Annotated in this window: 18 protein-coding genes; 11 read left to right on the top strand and 7 right to left on the bottom strand. The window is 65.9% G+C overall.

Translation table 11 applies throughout. The features are described from left to right. Window positions 1-64: 64 nt before the first annotated feature. The gene (locus tag NFW05_RS06270) at window positions 65-2,020 is read right to left on the bottom strand and encodes a flagellar assembly protein A (RefSeq protein WP_295303782.1); all 1,956 of its coding nucleotides are present in this window, start codon (window positions 2,018-2,020) and stop codon (window positions 65-67) included. A 496-nt stretch (window positions 2,021-2,516) separates the two neighbouring features. Between NFW05_RS06270 and NFW05_RS06265 the strand changes: the two genes are divergently transcribed. Further along, a complete protein-coding gene (locus tag NFW05_RS06265) occupies window positions 2,517-3,071 on the top strand; it encodes a glycine zipper family protein (protein WP_295303779.1) in 555 nt (184 codons plus the stop codon). 266 nt (window positions 3,072-3,337) lie between these two features. Here the strand turns inward: NFW05_RS06265 and rarD are convergent, their stop codons facing one another. The 3 genes from rarD to NFW05_RS06250 all read right to left on the bottom strand — a co-directional run bounded on the left by rarD (window position 3,338) and on the right by NFW05_RS06250 (window position 5,838). After that, window positions 3,338-4,234, bottom strand: coding sequence for an EamA family transporter RarD (rarD, locus tag NFW05_RS06260; RefSeq protein WP_295303776.1), 897 nt, complete (start codon window positions 4,232-4,234; stop codon window positions 3,338-3,340). 37 nt (window positions 4,235-4,271) lie between these two features. After that, window positions 4,272-5,279, bottom strand: a complete 1,008-nt coding sequence (locus NFW05_RS06255; protein ID WP_295303773.1) for a cytochrome c peroxidase — start codon at window positions 5,277-5,279, stop codon at window positions 4,272-4,274. Window positions 5,280-5,391: 112 nt separating this feature from the next. Continuing rightward, on the bottom strand, window positions 5,392-5,838 hold the full coding sequence (locus NFW05_RS06250; RefSeq protein ID WP_295303769.1) for a c-type cytochrome: 447 nt from the start codon (window positions 5,836-5,838) through the stop codon (window positions 5,392-5,394). Window positions 5,839-6,082: 244 nt separating this feature from the next. Between NFW05_RS06250 and rpsT the strand changes: the two genes are divergently transcribed. The 4 genes from rpsT (at window position 6,083) to NFW05_RS06230 (ending at window position 8,946) form a co-directional block, all read left to right on the top strand. Next, entirely contained in the window at window positions 6,083-6,349 is a 267-nt protein-coding gene (gene rpsT / locus NFW05_RS06245; protein WP_295303766.1) for a 30S ribosomal protein S20, read from the top strand. 185 nt (window positions 6,350-6,534) lie between these two features. Further along, on the top strand, window positions 6,535-7,200 hold the full coding sequence (locus NFW05_RS06240) for a protein-L-isoaspartate O-methyltransferase (RefSeq protein ID WP_295303764.1): 666 nt from the start codon (window positions 6,535-6,537) through the stop codon (window positions 7,198-7,200). An 18-nt stretch (window positions 7,201-7,218) separates the two neighbouring features. Further along, window positions 7,219-7,572, top strand: a complete 354-nt coding sequence (locus NFW05_RS06235) for a rhodanese-like domain-containing protein (protein ID WP_295303761.1) — start codon at window positions 7,219-7,221, stop codon at window positions 7,570-7,572. Window positions 7,573-7,587: 15 nt separating this feature from the next. Continuing rightward, window positions 7,588-8,946: a TolC family outer membrane protein gene (locus tag NFW05_RS06230; RefSeq protein WP_295303758.1), complete on the top strand. Its 1,359-nt coding sequence runs from the start codon at window positions 7,588-7,590 to the stop codon at window positions 8,944-8,946. Here NFW05_RS06230 and waaA read toward each other — a convergent pair. Beyond that, a complete protein-coding gene (waaA, locus tag NFW05_RS06225; protein ID WP_295303800.1) occupies window positions 8,921-10,195 on the bottom strand; it encodes a lipid IV(A) 3-deoxy-D-manno-octulosonic acid transferase in 1,275 nt (424 codons plus the stop codon). The two genes, NFW05_RS06230 and waaA, sit on opposite strands and share 26 nt — an antisense overlap. A gap of 240 nt (window positions 10,196-10,435) precedes the next feature. On the opposite strand from waaA, the gene NFW05_RS06220 reads away from it, so the two are divergent. The 4 genes from NFW05_RS06220 to NFW05_RS06205 all read left to right on the top strand — a co-directional run bounded on the left by NFW05_RS06220 (window position 10,436) and on the right by NFW05_RS06205 (window position 14,805). Beyond that, entirely contained in the window at window positions 10,436-11,854 is a 1,419-nt protein-coding gene (locus NFW05_RS06220) for a mannose-1-phosphate guanylyltransferase/mannose-6-phosphate isomerase (RefSeq protein ID WP_295303755.1), read from the top strand. 79 nt (window positions 11,855-11,933) lie between these two features. Further along, on the top strand, window positions 11,934-13,001 hold the full coding sequence (gene rfbB, locus NFW05_RS06215; protein WP_295303752.1) for a dTDP-glucose 4,6-dehydratase: 1,068 nt from the start codon (window positions 11,934-11,936) through the stop codon (window positions 12,999-13,001). Next, the gene (gene rfbD / locus NFW05_RS06210; protein ID WP_295303749.1) at window positions 12,998-13,897 is read left to right on the top strand and encodes a dTDP-4-dehydrorhamnose reductase; all 900 of its coding nucleotides are present in this window, start codon (window positions 12,998-13,000) and stop codon (window positions 13,895-13,897) included. The genes rfbB and rfbD overlap by 4 nt, the downstream gene beginning before the upstream one ends. A 104-nt stretch (window positions 13,898-14,001) precedes the next feature. Continuing rightward, window positions 14,002-14,805: a sulfite exporter TauE/SafE family protein gene (locus NFW05_RS06205; protein WP_295303746.1), complete on the top strand. Its 804-nt coding sequence runs from the start codon at window positions 14,002-14,004 to the stop codon at window positions 14,803-14,805. A 252-nt stretch (window positions 14,806-15,057) separates the two neighbouring features. Here NFW05_RS06205 and NFW05_RS06200 read toward each other — a convergent pair whose 3' ends face one another. Both NFW05_RS06200 and NFW05_RS06195 read right to left on the bottom strand, forming a co-directional pair. Beyond that, on the bottom strand, window positions 15,058-15,837 hold the full coding sequence (locus tag NFW05_RS06200) for an enoyl-CoA hydratase-related protein (RefSeq protein WP_295303743.1): 780 nt from the start codon (window positions 15,835-15,837) through the stop codon (window positions 15,058-15,060). After that, window positions 15,834-16,505: a GntR family transcriptional regulator gene (locus tag NFW05_RS06195; RefSeq protein WP_295303740.1), complete on the bottom strand. Its 672-nt coding sequence runs from the start codon at window positions 16,503-16,505 to the stop codon at window positions 15,834-15,836. The genes NFW05_RS06200 and NFW05_RS06195 overlap by 4 nt, the downstream gene beginning before the upstream one ends. 194 nt (window positions 16,506-16,699) lie before the next feature. On the opposite strand from NFW05_RS06195, the gene scpA reads away from it, so the two are divergent. Both scpA and meaB read left to right on the top strand, forming a co-directional pair. Then, window positions 16,700-18,877 (top strand): methylmalonyl-CoA mutase, encoded by a 2,178-nt coding sequence (scpA, locus tag NFW05_RS06190; RefSeq protein WP_295303737.1) that lies wholly within the window; start codon window positions 16,700-16,702, stop codon window positions 18,875-18,877. Window positions 18,878-18,905: 28 nt separating this feature from the next. Beyond that, window positions 18,906-19,904 (top strand): methylmalonyl Co-A mutase-associated GTPase MeaB, encoded by a 999-nt coding sequence (meaB, locus tag NFW05_RS06185; RefSeq protein WP_295303797.1) that lies wholly within the window; start codon window positions 18,906-18,908, stop codon window positions 19,902-19,904. The last annotated feature ends 175 nt before the right edge of the window (window positions 19,905-20,079 follow it).

Below are 20,079 nucleotides of genomic sequence, written 5' to 3'. Positions count from 1 at the left end.
TCGCGTCGTTCTCTCGCTCGCGCCGGACATCTCCGGCTGCTCGCGACGATTTCTTCACGACCACTCAGTCTGAAGGAGCCCGATAAGCCCAGGAGAAATTGCCGTGACTGCCGGCAAACAGGCGTACGCATTCGCCTTCAACTCGCCGAAGACGGGCCCTCAGCTCTCTTGCCGGGAGAGAGTCGAGGGGAGGATCGGCAGCGCGGACGAGCACCGTGCTGACTCGCGTCTCGCCCTCCACGCGCCCGATCTCGCAAGCTACACTGCTGCACGCCTGCTCCCTTGCGGCACGAATTTCGCTGACCTGTTGTCCGAGACGATCCACTTCCGACTCGATCTCCCGGACGACTCCGCTCAACTGCGAAATCGTCCGCAGGGCTGGGGCGGCAAGCGCGGCCAGCCTGCGCCAACCTGCCTGCTGCTGATCACTGAGGATCACTTCCCGGTTGCGCAGCTTGCCGACCAGCAGCAGGTAGCTGGCCACCTCCTTCTCGCGGCGCAGCGCGTCGATCCGCGCGCGGTGGGCGGCGATCGCATTTCTTGCCTGTTCGCAGCGCCCGAGCAGAGCCACCAGTTCCGCGCTGTGCCTTGACAGGTCAGGCAAAAGGATCAGTACCGAACAGTCCGTTTCCCGACGCGCGCGACTGAGGCGCATCCTCACCCCCCGTGCGGCCACCGCACAGGCCTCGGCAACGTCAGCGTCGAGCGCCTCGGCGACGATGTCGCAGTTGGTCGCCTGGCCGACAACCACTTCCCGACCGATGATCAGACAGTTGTCGGCCTTGCGAAGGTTGATCGACCCGTGCCGTGCGATCAGTGTCGCTCCCGAAGCCATGCCGTCGACGACGATGTCACCATCGTCATTGCTGGCGCTGCCGCCGACCAGGTTGTGCCGCAGATGGACGAGACCACCGGTCGACACGACGTGACCGTACACGTCGGCGTACGCAGTGATCGTCCGGCACTGAACGACGCGCTTCTCCTGGATCTCTCCGTGCTGCTCGTAGACCTCGCCGGTCAAGAACAGATCGCCGGTCGTGCGCACGCTCACGCCTTCGTGGCTGACGATCTTGTCGGCAACCGAGAACTGGTTGCTGCGCCGGTCGATACTCAGGAATCCGCATACGGAGGCGAGCAGGTACTCGCCGTCTGCCTCGCGGCTGACCTTCGTCCCGGGCCCGGCGAGCGACTCGAGAGCAATGTCCTGTGGCAGCGGCGCGGCCAAGACCTCGCCGGCCAGGTCACGACCATCCACCCCAAGCACACGAGGCACTTTCCTGAGCAATCTGATGCCCGCCGCGACCTGTGGATAGCGCGTCTCGAACTGGCGCAGGTCGACGCGGTCGCCGAGCAGTCGTCGAGGGGCGTTGTTGCGATGTAGACCGGGTGCCATTTCGATGATCTGTGCGTCCCTGCCCGGCCTGGACTGACGCTCGCGGGCGACGACGCGCCAGTCAACCCGATCCAGCGCGATCCCCTCACGAACCGCTTCGAGGTCGATGCCGAAGCGCACGCCCTGTGCCCAGGCGTGGGCGACGAACTCGTCCGGATCGAGTCGGACGCGCCTGTCGCCGTGCGGCTGTGCGCCGCTCGGCCCTCGCTGAGCGGGCTCCAGCGTGCCGCCGTCGGATGCCGCGCCGTCATCGAGGTCCTCGTAGAGAGGCTCGAACAGGTATGCGGCCTGGCCTTCCTCTACCCGCAGATCCTTGTATAGCGCCTGACGCTCCGGCCGAAACGCGGTGATGTCGATCGCAAGAAACACCTCCTCTGCCGCACCTGGACCGGACAGCGTCAGGGGATCATCGATCAGTGCAAGAAACCGGGGATAGTCGAGAACCCTGAAGTACAGCCCCGATCTGACCACGCGATCGACGAAGTCAACGAATTCCTGGCGCGCGTCGAGACGCGGCAGACTGACGTATAGTCCTTCGTCGCGCTGGACGATGAAGCGAGACAGGGCAACCTGCCCTTCCTCTAGGTCAGCCAGGTTGCCGATTGCACTGACCGGATTCTGTGGCATTTGAGCAGTCTGATCCCGGTGAGTGAGCGACTTCAGGATCCATCGAGAATCAACAGGTCGTGGGCAACGCCTCACCGCTCCGGCCGAGGACAGCTACACACGGTAGCCGGAACGCGCCACCGCCATCACGACAGCCGAGGGGCGGCGACAGTGGCGACCCTGCCGACCCTGCCGTCTACGACCCGCTGATGAGCGTACCAGAAAGCGCGCGAACGCACAGCAGATCGACATCGCCGGCAGCTCCGAAGCGCAGCGAGCCGCAGCCGTCGACCGACGGGCCGCTGGACTGCCGGCGACGCAGCGGCCATCGCGACGGCGACACGCCGCTTCGCTTCCCGACGCGTCCGCTCAGCCCTCAGTTCCTGGCGCTGTCAGCCTTTCGCACGCTGATGCGTTGTCCCAACCAGTCGGTGGACTCAACAGCGTCACGTGCAGCCAGCCACGACCGGTTCGTATCAACCTGCTCTCCTGCTTCTGCGAGGGACTCACCAAACCCATGCCTACCTTTCGCTATGCACTGGTGCTGATCCCGCCCATCGTCGCCGCGTGCGCAACCGCACCGCCCGAGGGTCCGACGGTGATGGCACTCCCCGGTACCGGTCAGAGCTTCGAGCAGTTCCGCGTCGACGACGCGCAGTGCAGGGAATACGCCCGCCAGGCGATCGCACCGAGAACACCGGCATCGGCGGCCGCCGAATCGGGCGCGACCAGTGCGGTCGTCGGGACGGCCATCGGCGCAGCCGCCGGTGCAGCGATCGACGGATCGAACGGCGCCGCAGTCGGCGCCGGAGTCGGCCTGCTCGCGGGCAGTGTGGCTGGCGTCGCCGCAGGCAATCGCTCCGCCTACGATCTGCAACAGATCTACGACCAGAACTACCTTCAGTGCATGTACGCTCGCGGCCAGCGTGTGCCCGTTCCGGCAGGCTATGTGCTGCCCGGTGCCTACTACGACCGACCGCCACGCCCCGCCGCTCCGCCACCCCCCCCGCCACCCGCAGGCCCTCCCCCACCACCACCCGGCAGTCCTGAGCCCGTACCGCCGCGTCGCTGACCTCGTCCCGGATCATTCCCGGGCGCGGCCTCTGGCACGTACCGCGGCACTCCGTGCGCCCGCTTGCCAGCCGCGGCGGGGATACCGGATGATTGCGGAGTGTCGGGATGTCGATGCGCCGGCAACTTCCCGGGCACCCGACGACCGCTTCTGCGCGTCCTCGGTCGACAGCGCACCGACGTGCCGCGCTTTCGTGGCCCCTCTGCCGCTCACCAGCGAAGCGACAAGCCATGCGCCAAACCAGGACGACTGCGCCGGCAAGCCGCTCACGACGCCTGCCGGGCGCGGCGATACTTGCTCCAGGCGCTCCAGCTGAACAGCACCAGCCCGAGCCAGATCAGCGCGAAACTGAACAGCTGAGCGAAACGCATCGGTTCGCCGAAGACGTGGATCGCGGTGATGAACTGGGTCGTCGGATTGATGTACATCAGCATGCCCACGGTCGCCAGGTCGAGCCTCTGCGCGGCGGCGGCGAAGGCAATCAGCGGCAGCGCGGTGAGCACTCCCGAGGCGACGAGCAGCGCGGTGGTTCTCAGGTCGTGCCCGGTGAACACGGCGTGGCCGTGCTGAGCCTGCCACAGCGCATAGAGGGCGCAGGCCGGAAGCATCGCCAGCGTCTCGAGCCACAGTCCGGAAACGACGTCTACCGGCAGACGCTTGCGGACGAGTCCGTACGAGCCAAAGGTTCCGGCGAGAACCAGCGAAATCCAGGGCAGGCTGCCAACGGCGACGACCTCATTGACGATCGCGGCGAGCGCGAGGATCACGGCGAGGCCTTCGAGGCGGTCGAGCCGCTCGTCGAGGACGACGAGGCCGAGCACGACGTTGACCAGCGGCGTCAGGAAGTAACCAAGACTCGAGGCCATCACCTGCCCGCTGGCCACGGCCCAGAGAAAGACGAGCCAGTTGGTACCGATCAGCGCGGCGGCGACGAGCAGCGTCAAGGCCTGATTCGGGTTGCGGAGGACCGCGCGAACCCTCGACCAATGCCTGCTGACGGTGATCAGCAGGCCGACCCAGAGGCACGCCCAGAGCGCGCGATTGCTCAGCACGTCGACCGGCGGGACGTTGGCCAGCTGACGGAAGAACAACGGGAAGAAACCCCACATCCCGTAGGCGAGCAACCCACAGGCAACGCCGGCGAACTGGCGGCTGGCGGTCACCGCGCCGGCCTGCCGCCCGCCGCTGATCTTCTCCCGCTCAGGGCAGCGCCGGAGCGACGAAGCGCTCGTCACTGGTCAACGCATTGAGGAAAGCGACGAGTTGGGCGACCTCGCGATCCGAGAGCCGGCGGTCGACGAGAAGTTCGCTCCTGGCTGTCCCCGGTTTTCCACCCGAGGCCATGTAGCGCACCGCCGCCTCGAGGCTGTCTACGCTCCCGTCGTGAAAATACGGCGCGGAAATTCCCACCGAGCGCAGGCTCGGAGTCTTGAAAGCGGACATGTCCTTCGGGTCTTTCGTGACCGCGTAGCGACCGGGATCGGGACTGGGCTTGCCGGCCTCGAGACCGATGTTGTGGAACGTGCTGTCGCTGTACAGCGGCGGAGTGTGACAGGCTGCGCAGCCGGCCTTGCCCGAAAAAAGTTCGCCACCGGCGATCGCCTCGGCAGAAACCGCCGTCCGGTCACCGGCAATGTAGCGATCCCATGGCGACTCGCCACTGTTCAGCGTACGCAGGAAGGCGGCCAGTGCCTTGGCGACGTTGTCCGCGTTCGGCGGGACGCCGAAGACCTTCTCGAACTCCGCCCGATACCCCGGCACCTCGGCGAGGGTCGCGGCGGCCTTCGCCGGATCGGCGCCGATCTGCGCCTTCCAGGCTGCGGTGATCTGGCCTTCGAGCGTCTTCGCGCGACCGTCCCAGTACCAGGCCGTGTAGTAGCCGGTGTTATACACGCTCGGCGTGTGCCGCGTGTTCATCCCGCCGCCGACCTTGCGCGACAGCGGCAGGCCGTCGGTCCAGCCCAGGTGGCGATAGTGACAACCCTGACAGGCCATGCTGCCGTCGCCCGAGAGCCGCCGGTCAAAGAACAGCTGCTTGCCCAGCGCCGCCTTCTCCGACGTCGTCGGATTGTCGGCGGGGTCAGGAGGAGCGGTCGGCAGAGTCGGCGAGCGAGCGTAGTCGACGGCGTGCTTGGGCGGCGTCATGACGCATCCCAGAGCAGCCGTGACCGCAGCGACGATCAACCCGCCAATCCGGATCGTCCCCATCTCATCTCCTCCTCGACGCATTGCGGTGATGGCGGTGACGCTCGCCAGGAGAATCGGCTCTCGGGGCGACTTCATCCCGGCCGCCGTCACCGGCCCCGGCGAGACCGCGAAGCTACCGCGCGAGACCGACCAGGTGCTCGACGGCCGCCTTGACCTCGGCATCGCTGAGGTCGGCCGCGCCGCCGCGCGCAGGCATCGCGTTCTTGCCGTTGATCGCGCTGTTGACCAGCGCTGCGCTTCCGGTCGCAATCCGCGGTGCCCACGCAGCCTTGTCGCCAGCCTTCGGCGCTCCTGCCGCTCCGGTCGCGTGACATGCCTGACAAACCGCAGCATAGACCGCAGCACCGTCGCGCGGCTTGCGGTCGGCGCTGGGCGCCGCTGCCCTGGCCAGTTCCACCCTCGCCACCGGCTGAATGCGCCCATCCGCCTCGTCAGCCGCAACCATCCGCGTGCTGCCCTTGCCGATCATCGACAAGGGCCAGATGGCCGCGACGAGCACGACGGCGACGATGATGGTGATGATCAGGATCAACCGTGAGGAATACTGTTGCTGAGCCATGCCAAATCCTTGTCGAGATACCGGTCAAAGCGCGCATTCTACCGCTGTCGGATGCGGCCGGACAGCCCCGGGAACGATCGTCGGCGACAAACAGGCGCGCCGACACAGGACTTCCCGACAGGCCCGCGCCGTCGAGTCGCTGACTGGCGGCGATACGGCCCGCCGAACGGCTTGCACCCCTTTCCGCGACCCGGTATACTCCGCCGCCTTCGACCTGCTCATCCGTTCATGGGAATACCAATTCATGGCCAATAGTGCTCAAGCTCGCAAGCGTGCCCGTCAAGGCGTCAAGCAGCGCGCCCACAACGCCAGCCTGCGCTCGACGCTGCGCACGGCGGTCAAGCGCGTGCAAAAAGCGATCGGGACGGGCGACAAGGCTGCGGCACAAGCCGCGTACCAGCAATCGGTCTCGGTCATCGACCGCATTGCCGACAAGCAGATCATCCACAAGAACAAGGCTGCCCGCCACAAGAGCCGGCTTTCGGCACAGATCAAGGCGCTGTCCGCCTGACCCGCGCCACACGGTTCAGGCGTAGAGAAGCTGCGGCGCCCTCGGGCGCCGTTTCGTTTTGCGGCCCTGACCTGCTCAGCGCGACCCGGGCCGTTCGCTCTGAAGCCCGCGCTTGCGCGCTATAATGCGCAGCTGGCGCGGCACTGGCAGACCGTTCTAATATCATCGTTGTGACGGGGAATCTCATGACTGCGGTACAGCTGGATATGGAGCAAGCTCGCTTCAACATGATCGAGCAGCAGATACGTCCTTGGGAAGTGCTCGATCCGGAGGTCCTGAGCGTTCTCGCCGCGGTACGGCGCGAGGATTTCGTTCCCGACGCGCTCAGAGCGCTTGCCTTCGCTGACCTCGAACTGCCGATCGGTCATGGTCAGACGATGCTCGCGCCCAGGATCGAAGCGCGGATGCTTCAGGAACTCGGCGTCAGGAGTACCGACATCGTTCTCGAAGTGGGAACGGGCACCGGCTACATGGCCGCCCTCCTGGCCAGCAAGGCCGAGTACGTGTTTACGGTCGAGATCAATCCGGTTCTGGCCAGCGCTGCGCGCCATCGACTCCGCCAGGCCGGGGTGGCCAACGTCAGCGTCGAGACCGGTGACGCATCGGAAGGCTGGTCAGGACCATCGCCCTATGACGTGATCCTGATTTCGGGGGCCCTGCCCGAACTCCCCGATGCGTTCCTCAGGCAGCTCAAGGCCGGCGGCAGACTGGGCGCCTTCATCGGCCAGCCACCACTGATGGAGGCCCGGTTGATCATCCGCTCCGAGGACCAGGCCTTCAACACGATCAACCTCTTCGAAACCGTCGTTCCGCCGCTGATCACGCGCAAGCGTGAGCGTTTCGTCTTCTGATCGCCGACTGGCGCGCCGATGCGGCACATCGCGGCAGTCGAGCCGGGCGAAGCGCCGACCAGGGGCGACACGAAATCCGGCGAGCACGCGGTCGTGGCACGGCGCCGGCCGCTCCTGCTCGACGTCCGGGAGCCTTGGGAGTTCGTCATCGCGCATCTGCCGGGGTCGGTGCTCGGGCCGCTGCACAGTATCCCCGAACGGGTCACCGGAGTCGCTGCGCAGGATGACATCGTGGTGACCTGCGATCGCCGCCTGTGCCGCTTCGAGGCCGCGTGCGCTCTCGAACTCCGCGGTTTCACTTCGAGCTGCGACCTCACTGGCGGGCTCGACGCCTGGGCGCGCGAGGTCGATCCGGCGATGCCGAAGTATTGACTGGGGGAGCGCTCGATGCCCCGCAAGCGTTCTGCCGGCGCGCTACCGACTCTTCTGTTCGCCCTCCTCGTAGCGAAAACGGCTTCCGGCTCCGATTTGCTGCAGGTCTATCGCGAGGCGCTGACCTACGATGCCCAGTACGCCGCCGCAAGATCGACGGCCGAAGCCGGTCGGGAAAAGCAGCCACAGGCACTCGCCGGGCTGTTGCCGGCAATCTCGGCAAGTGGCAACAGCTACTGGAACGACAGCCGCTTCGACAGCCGGTCGAGCAGCAGCATCGTTCCGAACGTCACGGTATCCACGAAGAGCCGGTACAACAGCAACGCGTACGGCGTCAATCTCACGCAACCGCTTTTCCGCTGGCAGAATTTCGTCCAGTACGACCAGTCGAAACTGCTGGTCATGCAGACCGAGGCAAATTTTGCGCAGGCCGGACAGGATCTGATCCTGCGTGTCGCGCAGGCTTACTTTGATGTGCTCGTCGCCGAGGAAAACCTTCGCGCCGTACAGGCCAACAAGACCGCGATCGCCCAGCAGCTCGAGCAGGCGAAGAAGAACTTCGAGGTCGGAACCGCGACGATCACCGACACCTACGAGTCGCAGTCGCGTTTCGACCTCGCCACGGCACAGGAAATCGCCGCCGACAACGAACTCGAGGTCAAGCGCTACAGTCTGCGCGTGCTGATCGGGAAGGATCCTGGAGAACTCAACCGCCTCAGAGCGAAAGCTGTTCTCGACCCTCCTCAGCCGGCGGGCATGGACCCCTGGGTCGAGGCGGCTGAACGCGACAGTTTCGTCGTCCAGGCGCAGGAGGCGGCAGCGGAGGCGGCGAACAAGGCGGTGGAGATCAGCCGGGCTGGCCATTATCCGACACTCGATCTGGTGGCCAACTACAACCAGAGCAACGGGCCTGGTCAGATGGGACTGGGCGAGATCGACACGACGACCCGACAGATCGGGGTGCAGCTCAACATCCCGATTTTTCAGGGTGGTGCCGTCAATTCGCGCACGCGTGAGGCAATCGCCAGGCGGGACGCCGAGCGGGCCAGCCTGGACAATGTCCGGCGCAATGCTGCACTCGGCGCCCGCCAGTCTTACCTCGGCGTGGTCAATGGTCTCGCCGAAGTGAAGGCGTTGGACGCCGCCCTGGTCTCGAGTCTCAGCTCACTCGAATCCAACCGGCTGGGCTACGAAGTCGGCGTACGCATCAATATCGACGTTCTCAACGCCGAGAACCAGGTCTACGTCACGCGGCGCGATCTCGCCCGGGCGCGCTTCAACACGCTGCTCGCGCAACTGAAGCTCAAGGCCGCCGTAGGGGCGCTCAGCGAGGTCGATCTCGAACGGGTCAACGCCCTGCTCGAGCCTCCATGAGCTCGCCGACCAGCGCCAGGATGCGCTCGGTCGCCCCCCGGTGAAGCTCGCTGAAGGTCGCTGCGGCGGCGCGCATCGCGGCGAGTTGCGCTGGATCGGCAAGCAGGGCCGCGGCGAGGGCTGCGGCTTCGCCGGCATCGGTGACCCGGCGCGCGGCACCGGAAGCTAGCGCGTCACTGCTCGCCTGAGCGAAGTTGAAGCTGTGCGGTCCGATGAGGACCGGACAGCCGCAGGCTGCGGCCTCGATCAGATTCTGCCCGCCGAACGGCAGAAGGGTCCCGCCGATCAGCGCAAGATCGGCGAGCGCATAGTACGCGGCCATTTCGCCCATGCTGTCGCCGATCCAGACCTGGTGTGCCGGACCCGGTAGTTCACCGGCGCTGCGCCGACAGGCTTTCAGACCGCGCGAGGCGACCAACGCGGCGACCTCATCGAAACGCTGCGGATGGCGAGGAACGATCAGCAGAAGCAGGCCCGGAACATCGCTAGCGGCCAGCGCGTCGAGAATCAGCGCCTCCTCGCCCTCACGCGTACTCGCCGCGACCCAGACCGGCCGCGGCCCGATACTCCGCCGCCAGGCGGCTCCCCTGTCGAGCAGTTCTGCGGCCGGCTGGACGTCGAACTTGAGGTTGCCACAGACGCGAATCCGGACGGCTCCAACCCGGCGCAGGCGATCGGCGTCCGCCTCGCTCTGCGCGGCCACTGCGCTGAGCGACCCGAGCGCCGGTCTGATCAGCGGCGCCAGACGAGCATAGCCCCGCGCGGAACGCGGCGAAAGACGTGCGTTGATCAGCGCCAGAGGCAGATTCCGCTGGCGCGCGACGGCGACGACGTTGGGCCAGACTTCCGTCTCCATGATCAGGCCAAGCTGCGGCCGAAAGTGGTCGAGAAAGCGCGCGCAGGCGTCCGGGAGGTCGTATGGCAGGTAAGCCTGGACGATCCGTCCGGGATGGCGGCTGGCGACCTCGGCCCCAGCATCGCGACCGGTCGGGGTCATGTGGGTCAGCAGCAGCGAATGCTGCGGATACGCGGCGAGCAGCGCTCCGATCAGCGGCGTCGCGGCACGCGTCTCGCCGACCGAAACCGCGTGCAGCCAGAGCAAAGGGCGATCCGGACGCGACGGGTAGAAGCCGTGTCGCTCGCCGAAGTGGCGGAGGTACCCGGGCTGACTCCGGGAACGCCAGAGCAGGCGAAGCCAGACCAGGGGCATGCCCAGGTAGAAGAACACCGAGTAGACAAGGCGTGATATCACGGCGGACACGGCCCAGTGCAGCGGTCGGCACCGGCCACCGGTGATCCGTGATCTGCTTCACCGGCCGGCGAACTGATCGGCGGTATCATGTTCGTTGGTGGCCATGGGAAGCACCAGGTCTGGCAGGGCAACCGAAACGCGCATTATAGGAGAAGCCGGCTTCGGCTCCCCGAACGACCTGGCGTTGCCCGTCACACGTCTCGCCCGGCCAATCGACCCACTCTGGAGAAGTTGTCAATGAACGCACCGACGATCCGCCCGGTGATCCTTTGCGGAGGATCCGGGACGCGCTTGTGGCCGCTTTCACGCACGCATTACCCCAAACAGTTCCTGCGCCTGATCGACGACTTCTCGCTGCTTCAGAACACCTTGCGACGGCTCGACGGGCTCGCCGGCCTGGGCAGGGCGATCGCCGTGGCCAACGAACACCACCGCTTCCTGGTTGCCGAGCAGTTTCTCGAAATCGGCGCGCCATGCGAAATCTTGCTCGAGCCGGCGGCGCGCAACACGGCGCCCGCTGTGGCGTCGGCCGCGGCGCTGGCCATTCGCGAGCAGCCCGAGCCTGCACCGCTGCTGCTCGTCCTGCCCTCGGATCACGTGATCGGAGGCGTCGAAGCGTTTCAGCAAGCCGTCAGAGCGGCGATTCCGCATGCCGAGCAGGGCGCCCTGGTCACCTTCGGCGTGACTCCCGACCGACCGGAGACCGGCTACGGTTACATCCGCCGCGGGGCACCGGTCGCCGGAGGCTTCGCGCTCGACCGTTTCGTCGAGAAACCCGATTTGGCCAAGGCGCAGGCCTACCTCGACGCCCGCGAGTACTTCTGGAACAGCGGCATGTTCCTGTTCCGTGCCGACAGTTACCTCGAGACGCTGAGGCGCTTCGCGCCAGCGATGCACGATTGCGCGACCATGGCGCTGAGTAGGGCAAGCCGCGACCTCGACTTCCTCCGCCTCGAGCCGGAGGCATTCGCGGCCAGTCCAGCCAACTCGATCGACTACGCGGTCATGGAAAAGACCGACCACGGCGTGGTCATCCCGCTCGACGCCGGGTGGAGCGACATCGGCGCCTGGGACGCACTGGCCAGCATCGGCCAGTCCGACGAAAACTGCAACACGCAGCGCGGCGACGTCCTGGCGCTCGAGACGAGCAACTGCGTGCTCTTTTCCGAAGAGCGGCTGCTGGCGACGATCGGCGTCAGCAACCTGATCGTCATCGCCACTCCCGACGCGGTCCTGGTCGCCGAAAGGTCGAGGGCACAGGAGGTCAAGACGCTCGTCGAGCAGCTCAAGCGCAGCGCCCGGAGCGAGACCGAGTTCAGACATATCGTGCACCGCCCCTGGGGCAGCTACGAAGGCCTCGCTCATGGCCCGCGCTACCAGGTCAAGAGGATCGTCGTCAAACCGGGGGCGACGCTGAGTCTGCAGAAGCACCACCATCGCGCCGAGCACTGGGTCGTCGTCCGTGGGACGGCGCGGATCGTTCGTGGCGACGAGTCGCTGCTCCTTTCCGAAAACGAATCGACCTACATTCCGCTCGGCGTCGTCCACCGCCTCGAGAATCCGGGCAAGATCGATCTCGAGATCGTTGAAGTCCAGTCCGGGAGCTATCTCGGCGAGGACGACATCGTTCGTATCGAGGACAGCTACGGACGATGAGCGCCGATCGCGCGGCGTTCTCCAGCCAACGCGGGGCGGCTCTTGCGGCTCCTCTCTCGATCATCGAAAGGCACATGGCATGATCCTGGTCACCGGCGGCGCCGGCTTCATCGGCTCGAATTTCGTTCTCGACTGGCTTGCCCGGAGCGACGAGGGACTCGTCAACCTCGACAGGCTGACCTACGCCGGCAATCTGGAAAACCTGCAGGCGCTGGCCGACGATCCCCGGTACGTCTTCGTCCACGGCGACATCGGTGATCGCGCACTGGCCAGCCGGCTGCTCGACGAGCACCGACCGCGGGCGATCGTCAATTTCGCAGCCGAGTCGCACGTCGATCGTTCGATTCACGGACCCGAAGACTTCATCCAGACGAACATCGTCGGCACTTTCCACCTTCTCGAAACGACACGCGGCTACTGGAGCGATCTTGCGGGGCGGGAGCGGCAGCGCTTCCGCTTCGTGCACGTGTCCACCGACGAGGTTTACGGGTCGCTCGGCCGCGAGGATCCCGCATTCAGTGAAGCGCATCGTTACCAGCCGAACAGCCCGTATTCGGCGAGCAAGGCAGCGAGTGACCATCTGGTCCGCGCGTATCATCACACCTACGGTCTTCCCGTGCTGACCACCAACTGCTCGAACAACTACGGCCCCTACCACTTCCCCGAGAAGCTGATCCCGTTGATGATCGTCAATGCGCTCGCCGACAAGCCACTGCCGGTCTACGGCGACGGCCAGCAGATTCGCGACTGGCTCTACGTCAGCGATCACTGCAGCGCTATCCGCCGGGTTCTCGACGCCGGCCGCCCGGGGGAAACCTACAACATTGGTGGCTGGAACGAAAAACCCAATCTGGACATCGTGCTGACCGTCTGCGCGCTGCTCGACGAACTCAGCCCGCGCAGCGACGGCAAGCCATACCGCGAGCAGATCACTTACGTGGCCGACCGGCCCGGGCACGATCGCCGCTACGCGATCGACGCTCGCAAGATCGAACGCGAACTGGGCTGGAGACCCGCCGAGACTTTCGAGAGCGGCATGCGCAAGACGGTGCTCTGGTACCTCGATAATCGGCAGTGGGTCCGCAACGTCCAGACCGGCGCCTACCGCGCATGGGTCGAGAAGAACTACGCGGAGCGTGGAAGGTGAGGATCCTTCTCTTCGGCAAGCGCGGCCAGGTCGGCTGGGAACTGCAGCGGAGCCTCGCGCCGCTCGGCGAGATCGTCGCGCTCGACCAGGAAGGCGACGGGTGCCTCTGTGGCGACCTCAACGATCTGCGCGGGCTGGCGCAGTGCGTCCGGCAGGTCTCTCCGGATGTCATCGTCAATGCTGCCGCGCATACGGCGGTGGACAGAGCGGAAAACGAGCCCGATCTGGCGATGACGCTCAACGCCCGGGCTCCCGGCGTGCTCGCCGAGGAGGCGCGGCGACTCGGCGCCTGGCTGGTGCATTACTCGACGGACTACGTTTTCGACGGCAGCGGCGAGCGACCCTGGCGGGAGGGTGACCCGACAGCGCCGCTTTCGGTCTACGGCCAGTCGAAGCTCGCCGGCGAACAGGCCATCGCCGGCGAGTGCGCCCGGCATCTGATCTTCCGGACCAGCTGGGTCCATGCCGCCCGCGGCAACAATTTCGTGCGCACGATGCTCCGGCTGGCCAGCGAGCGCGACGAGTTGCGGATCGTCGCCGATCAGGTCGGAGCACCGACCGGCGCCGAACTGCTCGCCGACGTCACGGTGCACGTCATCTGCCGCGCCCGCGAGCGGCCCGAGCTCGCGGGACTGTATCACCTGGTCGCCAGCGGTGCGACGAGCTGGCACGCCTACGCGCTTCACGTCATCGAGCGGGCGCGACAGGCCGGACAGGCGGTTCGGGTCACCGCGGACGCGATCAGGCCCGTGCCGAGCAGCGCCTTCCCGACTCCCGCCCGCCGGCCGCTGAACTCGCGCCTGGATACGACGAGGCTCCGCGAGTCATTCAGTCTCGTCCTGCCGGACTGGCGAGTCGGCGTGGACCGGACGCTCGCCGAGATCCTCGGCCGCTAAAGCGGCAGGGGCGAGCAGCGCGAGGCGCGTTGCCGGCCAACCATCGCCCGCCGATTGATGCGATGATCGCGGCTATCTTCGGCTGATCTGGTCAGGAGTCCGACTTGGTCTGGTGGTTGGCCTACGTGGCCTTGGGACTGTTCACCGGCTTTTTTGCCGGCATGCTCGGGATCGGCGGCGGCTTGGTCATGGTCCCGGCGCTGACCATGATGTTCGCCGCGCAGCCGGATTTCCCGCAAAACGAGGTCATGCATCTCGCGCTCGGCACGTCGATGTCGGTCATCCTGTTCACTTCGCTGGCCAGCCTGCTGGCGCATCACCGCCACGGCGCAGTCCTGTGGAAGGTGGTCGCCCAGATCACCCCGGGAATCCTGATCGGCACGCTGCTCGGTACGCTGGTCGCCGCCGGCGTGCCGTCGCGGCCACTGGCCGTCTTCTTCACCTGTTTCGTCTGTGCCGTTGCCGTGCAGATGGTGCTCGATCTGAAACCCGGAGCCGCACGCGAACTGCCGGGGCCGCCCGGGGTTTTCGCGGTCGGAACGTTGATCGGCGCCCTGTCGTCACTCGTCGCCATCGGTGGCGGATCGTTGAGCGTCCCCTTCCTCGTCTGGTGCAACGTCCGCGTGCGCAACGCGATCGCCACCTCCGCAGCGATCGGCTTTCCGATCGCCCTCGGCGGCTCGCTCGGTTACCTGTTCAACGGCTGGTCGCACCCCGGGCTTCCCGAGTGGAGCCTCGGCTATATCCACCTGCCGGCATTTCTCTGGCTGGTCCCGTCGAGCATGCTGATGGCCCCGGTCGGCGCCCGTCTCGCCCACCGTTTGCCGGTGGCGACCCTCAAACGCCTGTTCGCGGCCGTGCTGATCAGTCTTGCGGCGAAGATGCTCTGGGGTCTCTCAGGCGGCTGAGAGGTTGTCAGGAAATCGTCGCGAGCAGGCCGATAGGCCAGGCGCCAGGGAAGGGGAGTGTCCCTTCCTTCCTCTGCTGAAGCGAACCACGAGACCCATCAGATGGATAGGCGAGAGCGAAGGCGGGGTTTCGCGCGGCATGCTGCGCTCTGCCAACGGCCTGCTGCGCACAGCCGGCCGTTGGCAGAGCGAGTGAGCAACGGCGCAGACTGGCCGCACAGTGGATTCATCCACAGCCTGTGAGGCCGCGGATCAGCGCCCGACGAACTGCGGCTTCCTCTTCTCGATGAACGCACGGAGACCTTCGCGGTAATCCTCGGTCTCGAGGAAGGCAAAGGAAGCGCGCAACTCGTCTTCGGTCAGCGGGACATCGTGCTGAAGCCGCCGAACCCATTGTTTGTGCCAGCTGGCGACGAGCGGCGCCCCGGCACAGATGCGCTTGGCGCAAGCGTACGCTTCGTCGGCCACCGCCGGATCCTCGACGACCCGGGTGACCAGTCCCTTGGTCAGCGCTTCCTGCGCGTCGAGAATCCGTCCCTCGAGCAGGATCTCGAGCACCGTCGACGGCCCGACGAGGTGCAGCAACGCCTCCATTTCACCAGGATACATCGGGAAACCCAGCCTGCCGACCGGCACACCGAAACGCGATGATTGACCGCAGATGCGCAGGTCGCACTGGGCGGCGATCTCCAGCCCGCCGCCGATGCACGCGCCTTCGATCAGTGCGACCGTCGGGTGACGGCAATCGAAGATCGCCCGCAACGCGGCACCCGCCTGGACATGATAGGCCATCGCCCGGTCGAGCGTATCGCGAACGGTCGGGAACTCCTCGATGTCGCCACCGGCTGCAAAGGCCTGGGCGCCCTCGCCGCGCAGAACCACACAGCGTACCGTGGCGTCACCCGAGAGGTCGGCGACTACCGTGGCCAGGCTCCGCCACATCGCGGAATCGATCGCGTTGAGCTTCGCCGGGTTAGCCAGAGTGACCGTGGCGACCGCTGCGTCACGAGCACAGAGGATGCGTCCAGTCATGCGACCTTTTCGGGCTGTTCATGGCTTCTGCCGAGCGCCTGCCGCCCGGAGAGAATGTGATCATGCATCATCATTTGCGCGCGGCCCGCGTCACCCGCCCTGATCGCATCGAGGATCGCCGTATGTTCGGCCAGCGACTGCTGCAGCCGCCCGTCGATGCTCAGCGAGAACAAGCGGGTCAGCTTGAGGACCTTGCGCAAATCCTGAGTCACCTGGCTGAGCCAGCGGTTGCCGGACATCTCGTGGATCCGCTGGTGGAACTCCTGGTTGGTCTCGAAGAAGCGTTCGATCTGGTTGCTCGCCGCGCAGCGCTGGAGTTGACGGTGGATGGTTTCGAGGCGCGCGATCTGGTCCGGCCTTGCATTCTTCGTCGCCTCGAAGGCGCAGCGGCCTTCGAGCATGGCCATCAGCGGGAAGATCTCGTCGAGATCGCGATCGGAGATCTCGGTCACGAAACAGCCGCGCCGTGGCCGCAGGGTGACCAGGCCCTCGGCAGCGAGCACTTTCAGCGCCTCGCGCAGCGGCGTCCGGCTGATCCCGTAATCGACGGTCAGCAACTGCTCGTCGATGCGCGTTCCGGGCGGCAGTTCGTGGGCGAAGATCCGCTGTCGCAGTCTCTCGGCGACTTCCTGGTAGAGCGCGGTCTGGGCGATGCGGCTCGGAGCCATTGGTCCTTCTGGCGATTCGGTTCCCGGTCTCTGCGGACCTTGCTTTCGTAATTATGGATACAGTATTATTGGCTGGGCGGGGTGTCAAGCGGAAGATCGACAAGGTCCGGACCAGCCGCCCCGCGCGCAGCAGAGCCACTGCGCCACAAGGCGGAAGCACCGCCCAATCCACAGATTTCTCGAAAGGTTCCGTCATGTCAAACGCGAACGTTCCCGCAACACCCGACTCCGCAAGTCTCGATCTCTGGAAAAAGGCAGCCGCCAAGTCTGCGCCTGGCGGCAACGTCGAGGCACTCAACTGGGTGACCCCCGAGGGGATCGTCGTCAGACCCCTGTATACCCGGAAGGACGTCGAGGGCCTGCCTTACACCGACACGCTGCCCGGTCTGCCGCCTTTCTTGCGCGGCCCGCAGGCGACGATGTACGCCGTGCGTCCGTGGACGATTCGCCAGTACGCCGGCTTCTCCACTGCCGAGGAGTCCAACGCGTTCTACCGCAAGGCGCTGGCCGCCGGCGGTCAGGGCGTCTCGGTCGCCTTCGACCTGGCGACGCACCGTGGGTACGACTCGGACCATCCGCGGGTCACCGGCGACGTCGGCAAGGCCGGTGTGGCGATCGATTCGGTCGAGGACATGAAGATCCTCTTCGACGGCATTCCGCTCGACAAGATTTCCGTCTCGATGACCATGAACGGCGCAGTGCTGCCGGTCCTCGCCGGCTACATCGTCGCCGCCGAGGAGCAGGGCGTGCCGCAGAACAAGCTCTCCGGAACGATCCAGAACGACATCCTCAAGGAGTTCATGGTCCGCAACACCTACATCTACCCGCCGCAGCCGTCGATGCGGATCATCGCCGACATCATCGGTTACACGGCGGCGAACATGCCGAAGTTCAACTCGATCTCGATCTCCGGCTACCACATGCAGGAAGCGGGAGCGACGCAGGCGCTCGAACTCGCCTTCACGCTCGCCGACGGCCGTGAGTACGTCAAGACGGCACTGGCTTCAGGGCTCGATGTCGACGATTTTGCCGGCCGCCTCTCGTTCTTTTTCGCGATCGGCATGAACTTCTACCTCGAAGTGGCCAAGCTGCGTGCCGCCCGCCTGCTGTGGTGGAAGATCATGCAGGAGTTCTCGCCGAAGAACCCGAAGTCGATGATGCTGCGCACGCACTGCCAGACCTCCGGATGGTCGCTGACCGAACAGGATCCGTACAACAACGTCGTGCGCACGGCGATCGAGGCGATGGCCGCGGTCTTCGGTGGTACCCAGTCGCTGCACACCAATGCACTCGACGAGGCCATCGCCCTGCCGACCGAGTTCTCGGCGCGAATCGCCCGCAACACGCAGCTGATCATCCAGGAAGAAACCCACATCACCAACGTGATCGACCCCTGGGCCGGCTCGTACATGATGGAGCGCCTGACCCAGGACCTCGCCGATGAAGCGTGGAAGATCATCGAAGAGGTCGAGGCCATGGGTGGCATGACCCATGCCGTCGAATCGGGCTGGGCAAAAATGAAGATCGAGGGCTGCGCAGCCGACAAACAGGCGAGGATCGATTCCGGCAAGGACGTCATCGTCGGCGTCAACAAGTACAAGCTGGCCAAGGAAGACACGATCGACATTCTCGACATCGACAACAACGCGGTTCGCGAAGCGCAGATCGCGCGCATCCGGTCGGTCCGCGCAAGCCGCGACGGCGACAAGGTGAAAGCGGCACTCGACGACCTGACGCGCTGCGCCGAAACGGGCTCAGGCAACCTGCTCGATCTGTCGGTCCAGGCGATCCGCCTGCGGGCGACGGTTGGCGAAGTGTCGGATGCGCTCGAGAAGGTCTTCGGCCGCTTCCGCGCGACGCAGCAGACGGTGTCCGGCGTCTACGCCGCGGTCGTCGAGGGCATGTCGAGCTGGGAGCAGCTCAAGGCGGATGTCAACCGGTTCAGCGACGAGGAAGGCCGGCGGCCGCGAATCATGATCGCCAAGCTCGGTCAGGACGGACACGACCGTGGCGCCAAGGTCGTCGCCACCGCCTTCGCCGACCTCGGTTTCGACATCGACGTCGGCCCGCTTTTCCAGACGCCCGAGGAAGCGGCTCGTCTGGCGATCGAGAACGATGTCCATGCCATCGGCGTCTCTTCGCTCGCCGCCGGGCACAAGACGCTGCTGCCGGCGCTGGTCGAGGCGCTCAAGGCGCGAGGAGCCGACGACATCATCGTCTTCGCCGGCGGAGTCATCCCGGCGCAGGACTACGACTTCCTGTACAAGGCGGGGGCGAAGGCGATATTCGGTCCGGGAACGCGGATCGAGGATTCGGCGCTGACCGTACTCAACGAGATTCGCAAGGCACGCTCCGCGCACGCTGCCGCCTGATCGCCGGCCACGACCGCAGGCCATGGACATGACCAGCGACTCGGCGGGTAGCCTGTCGGGTGCCGACCAGCATCTCGTCGACGGGGTTCTCGCCGGCCAGCGAAGGGCGCTGGCCAAGACGATCACGCTCGTCGAGTCGACGCGCGGCGACCACCAGCACCGTGCGCGCCAGGTGCTCGGCGCGCTGCTTCCGCACACCGGGCGGACGATTCGCGTCGGCATCTCGGGCGCTCCGGGTGCCGGCAAGTCGACGTTCATCGAGGCGCTCGGCCTGCACCTGATCGAAAGCGGAAGGCACGTCGCCGTTCTCGCCGTCGACCCGTCTTCGTCGGTGTCCGGAGGTTCGATCCTCGGCGACAAGACGCGCATGGAGCATCTCTGCCAGCGCGACGAAGCGTTCATTCGCCCGAGCCCGTCAGCAGGGTCGCTGGGCGGGGTGGCCGACAAGACCCGCGAGGCGATGCTCGTCTGCGAGGCGGCTGGATTCGACGTAATCATCGTCGAGACCGTCGGCGTCGGCCAGTCGGAAACGACGGTCGCCGGGATGGTCGATGTCTTCGTGCTCCTCCAGTTGCCCAACGCCGGTGACGACCTCCAGGCGATCAAGAAGGGAATCGTCGAGATCGCCGATCTCGTCGTTTTCAACAAGGCAGACATCGACGAGCGCGCAGCGGCGTTTGCGCGAAACCAGATGCGCGCCGCGTTGACCATGTTGCGCAGCAGCAGCCCGAACTGGCGTCCACCCGTGCTGACGATCAGCGCACTGACCAAGCGCGGCATCGGCGAATTCTGGACAGAGATCGAACGCTATCGGGCAACGATGACGGCGAGCGGCGAGTTCGCGGAAAAGCGCCGCCGCCAGGCCGTCGACTGGATGTGGAATCTGATCGACTCGGGACTGCGCCAGCAGTTTCGCTCGCACGCTCTGGTGCGTTCAACGCTGCCCGACCTCTCACGTGACGTCGCCGAAGGCCGCACCACGCCGGGCGCGGCAGCCGCACGGCTGCTGGCCTTTCTCAAGCACTGACTTCGGGGTAACGCAGCCAAGGCTCCGACTTTTTCAAGCAGTTCTGATTGACCCGACCGACAGGGAGTTGAACCTATGCATGACATCATTCGCCAGCTTGCGGAAAAGCGCGCGGCGGCGTGTCTGGGTGGTGGCCAGAAACGCATCGACAACCAGCACAGCAAGGGCAAACTGG

Source organism: Accumulibacter sp., assembly GCF_023806625.1.
Taxonomy (GTDB): Bacteria; Pseudomonadota; Gammaproteobacteria; order Burkholderiales; family Rhodocyclaceae; genus Accumulibacter.
This window is presented reverse-complemented; position numbering and strand designations above follow the sequence as displayed.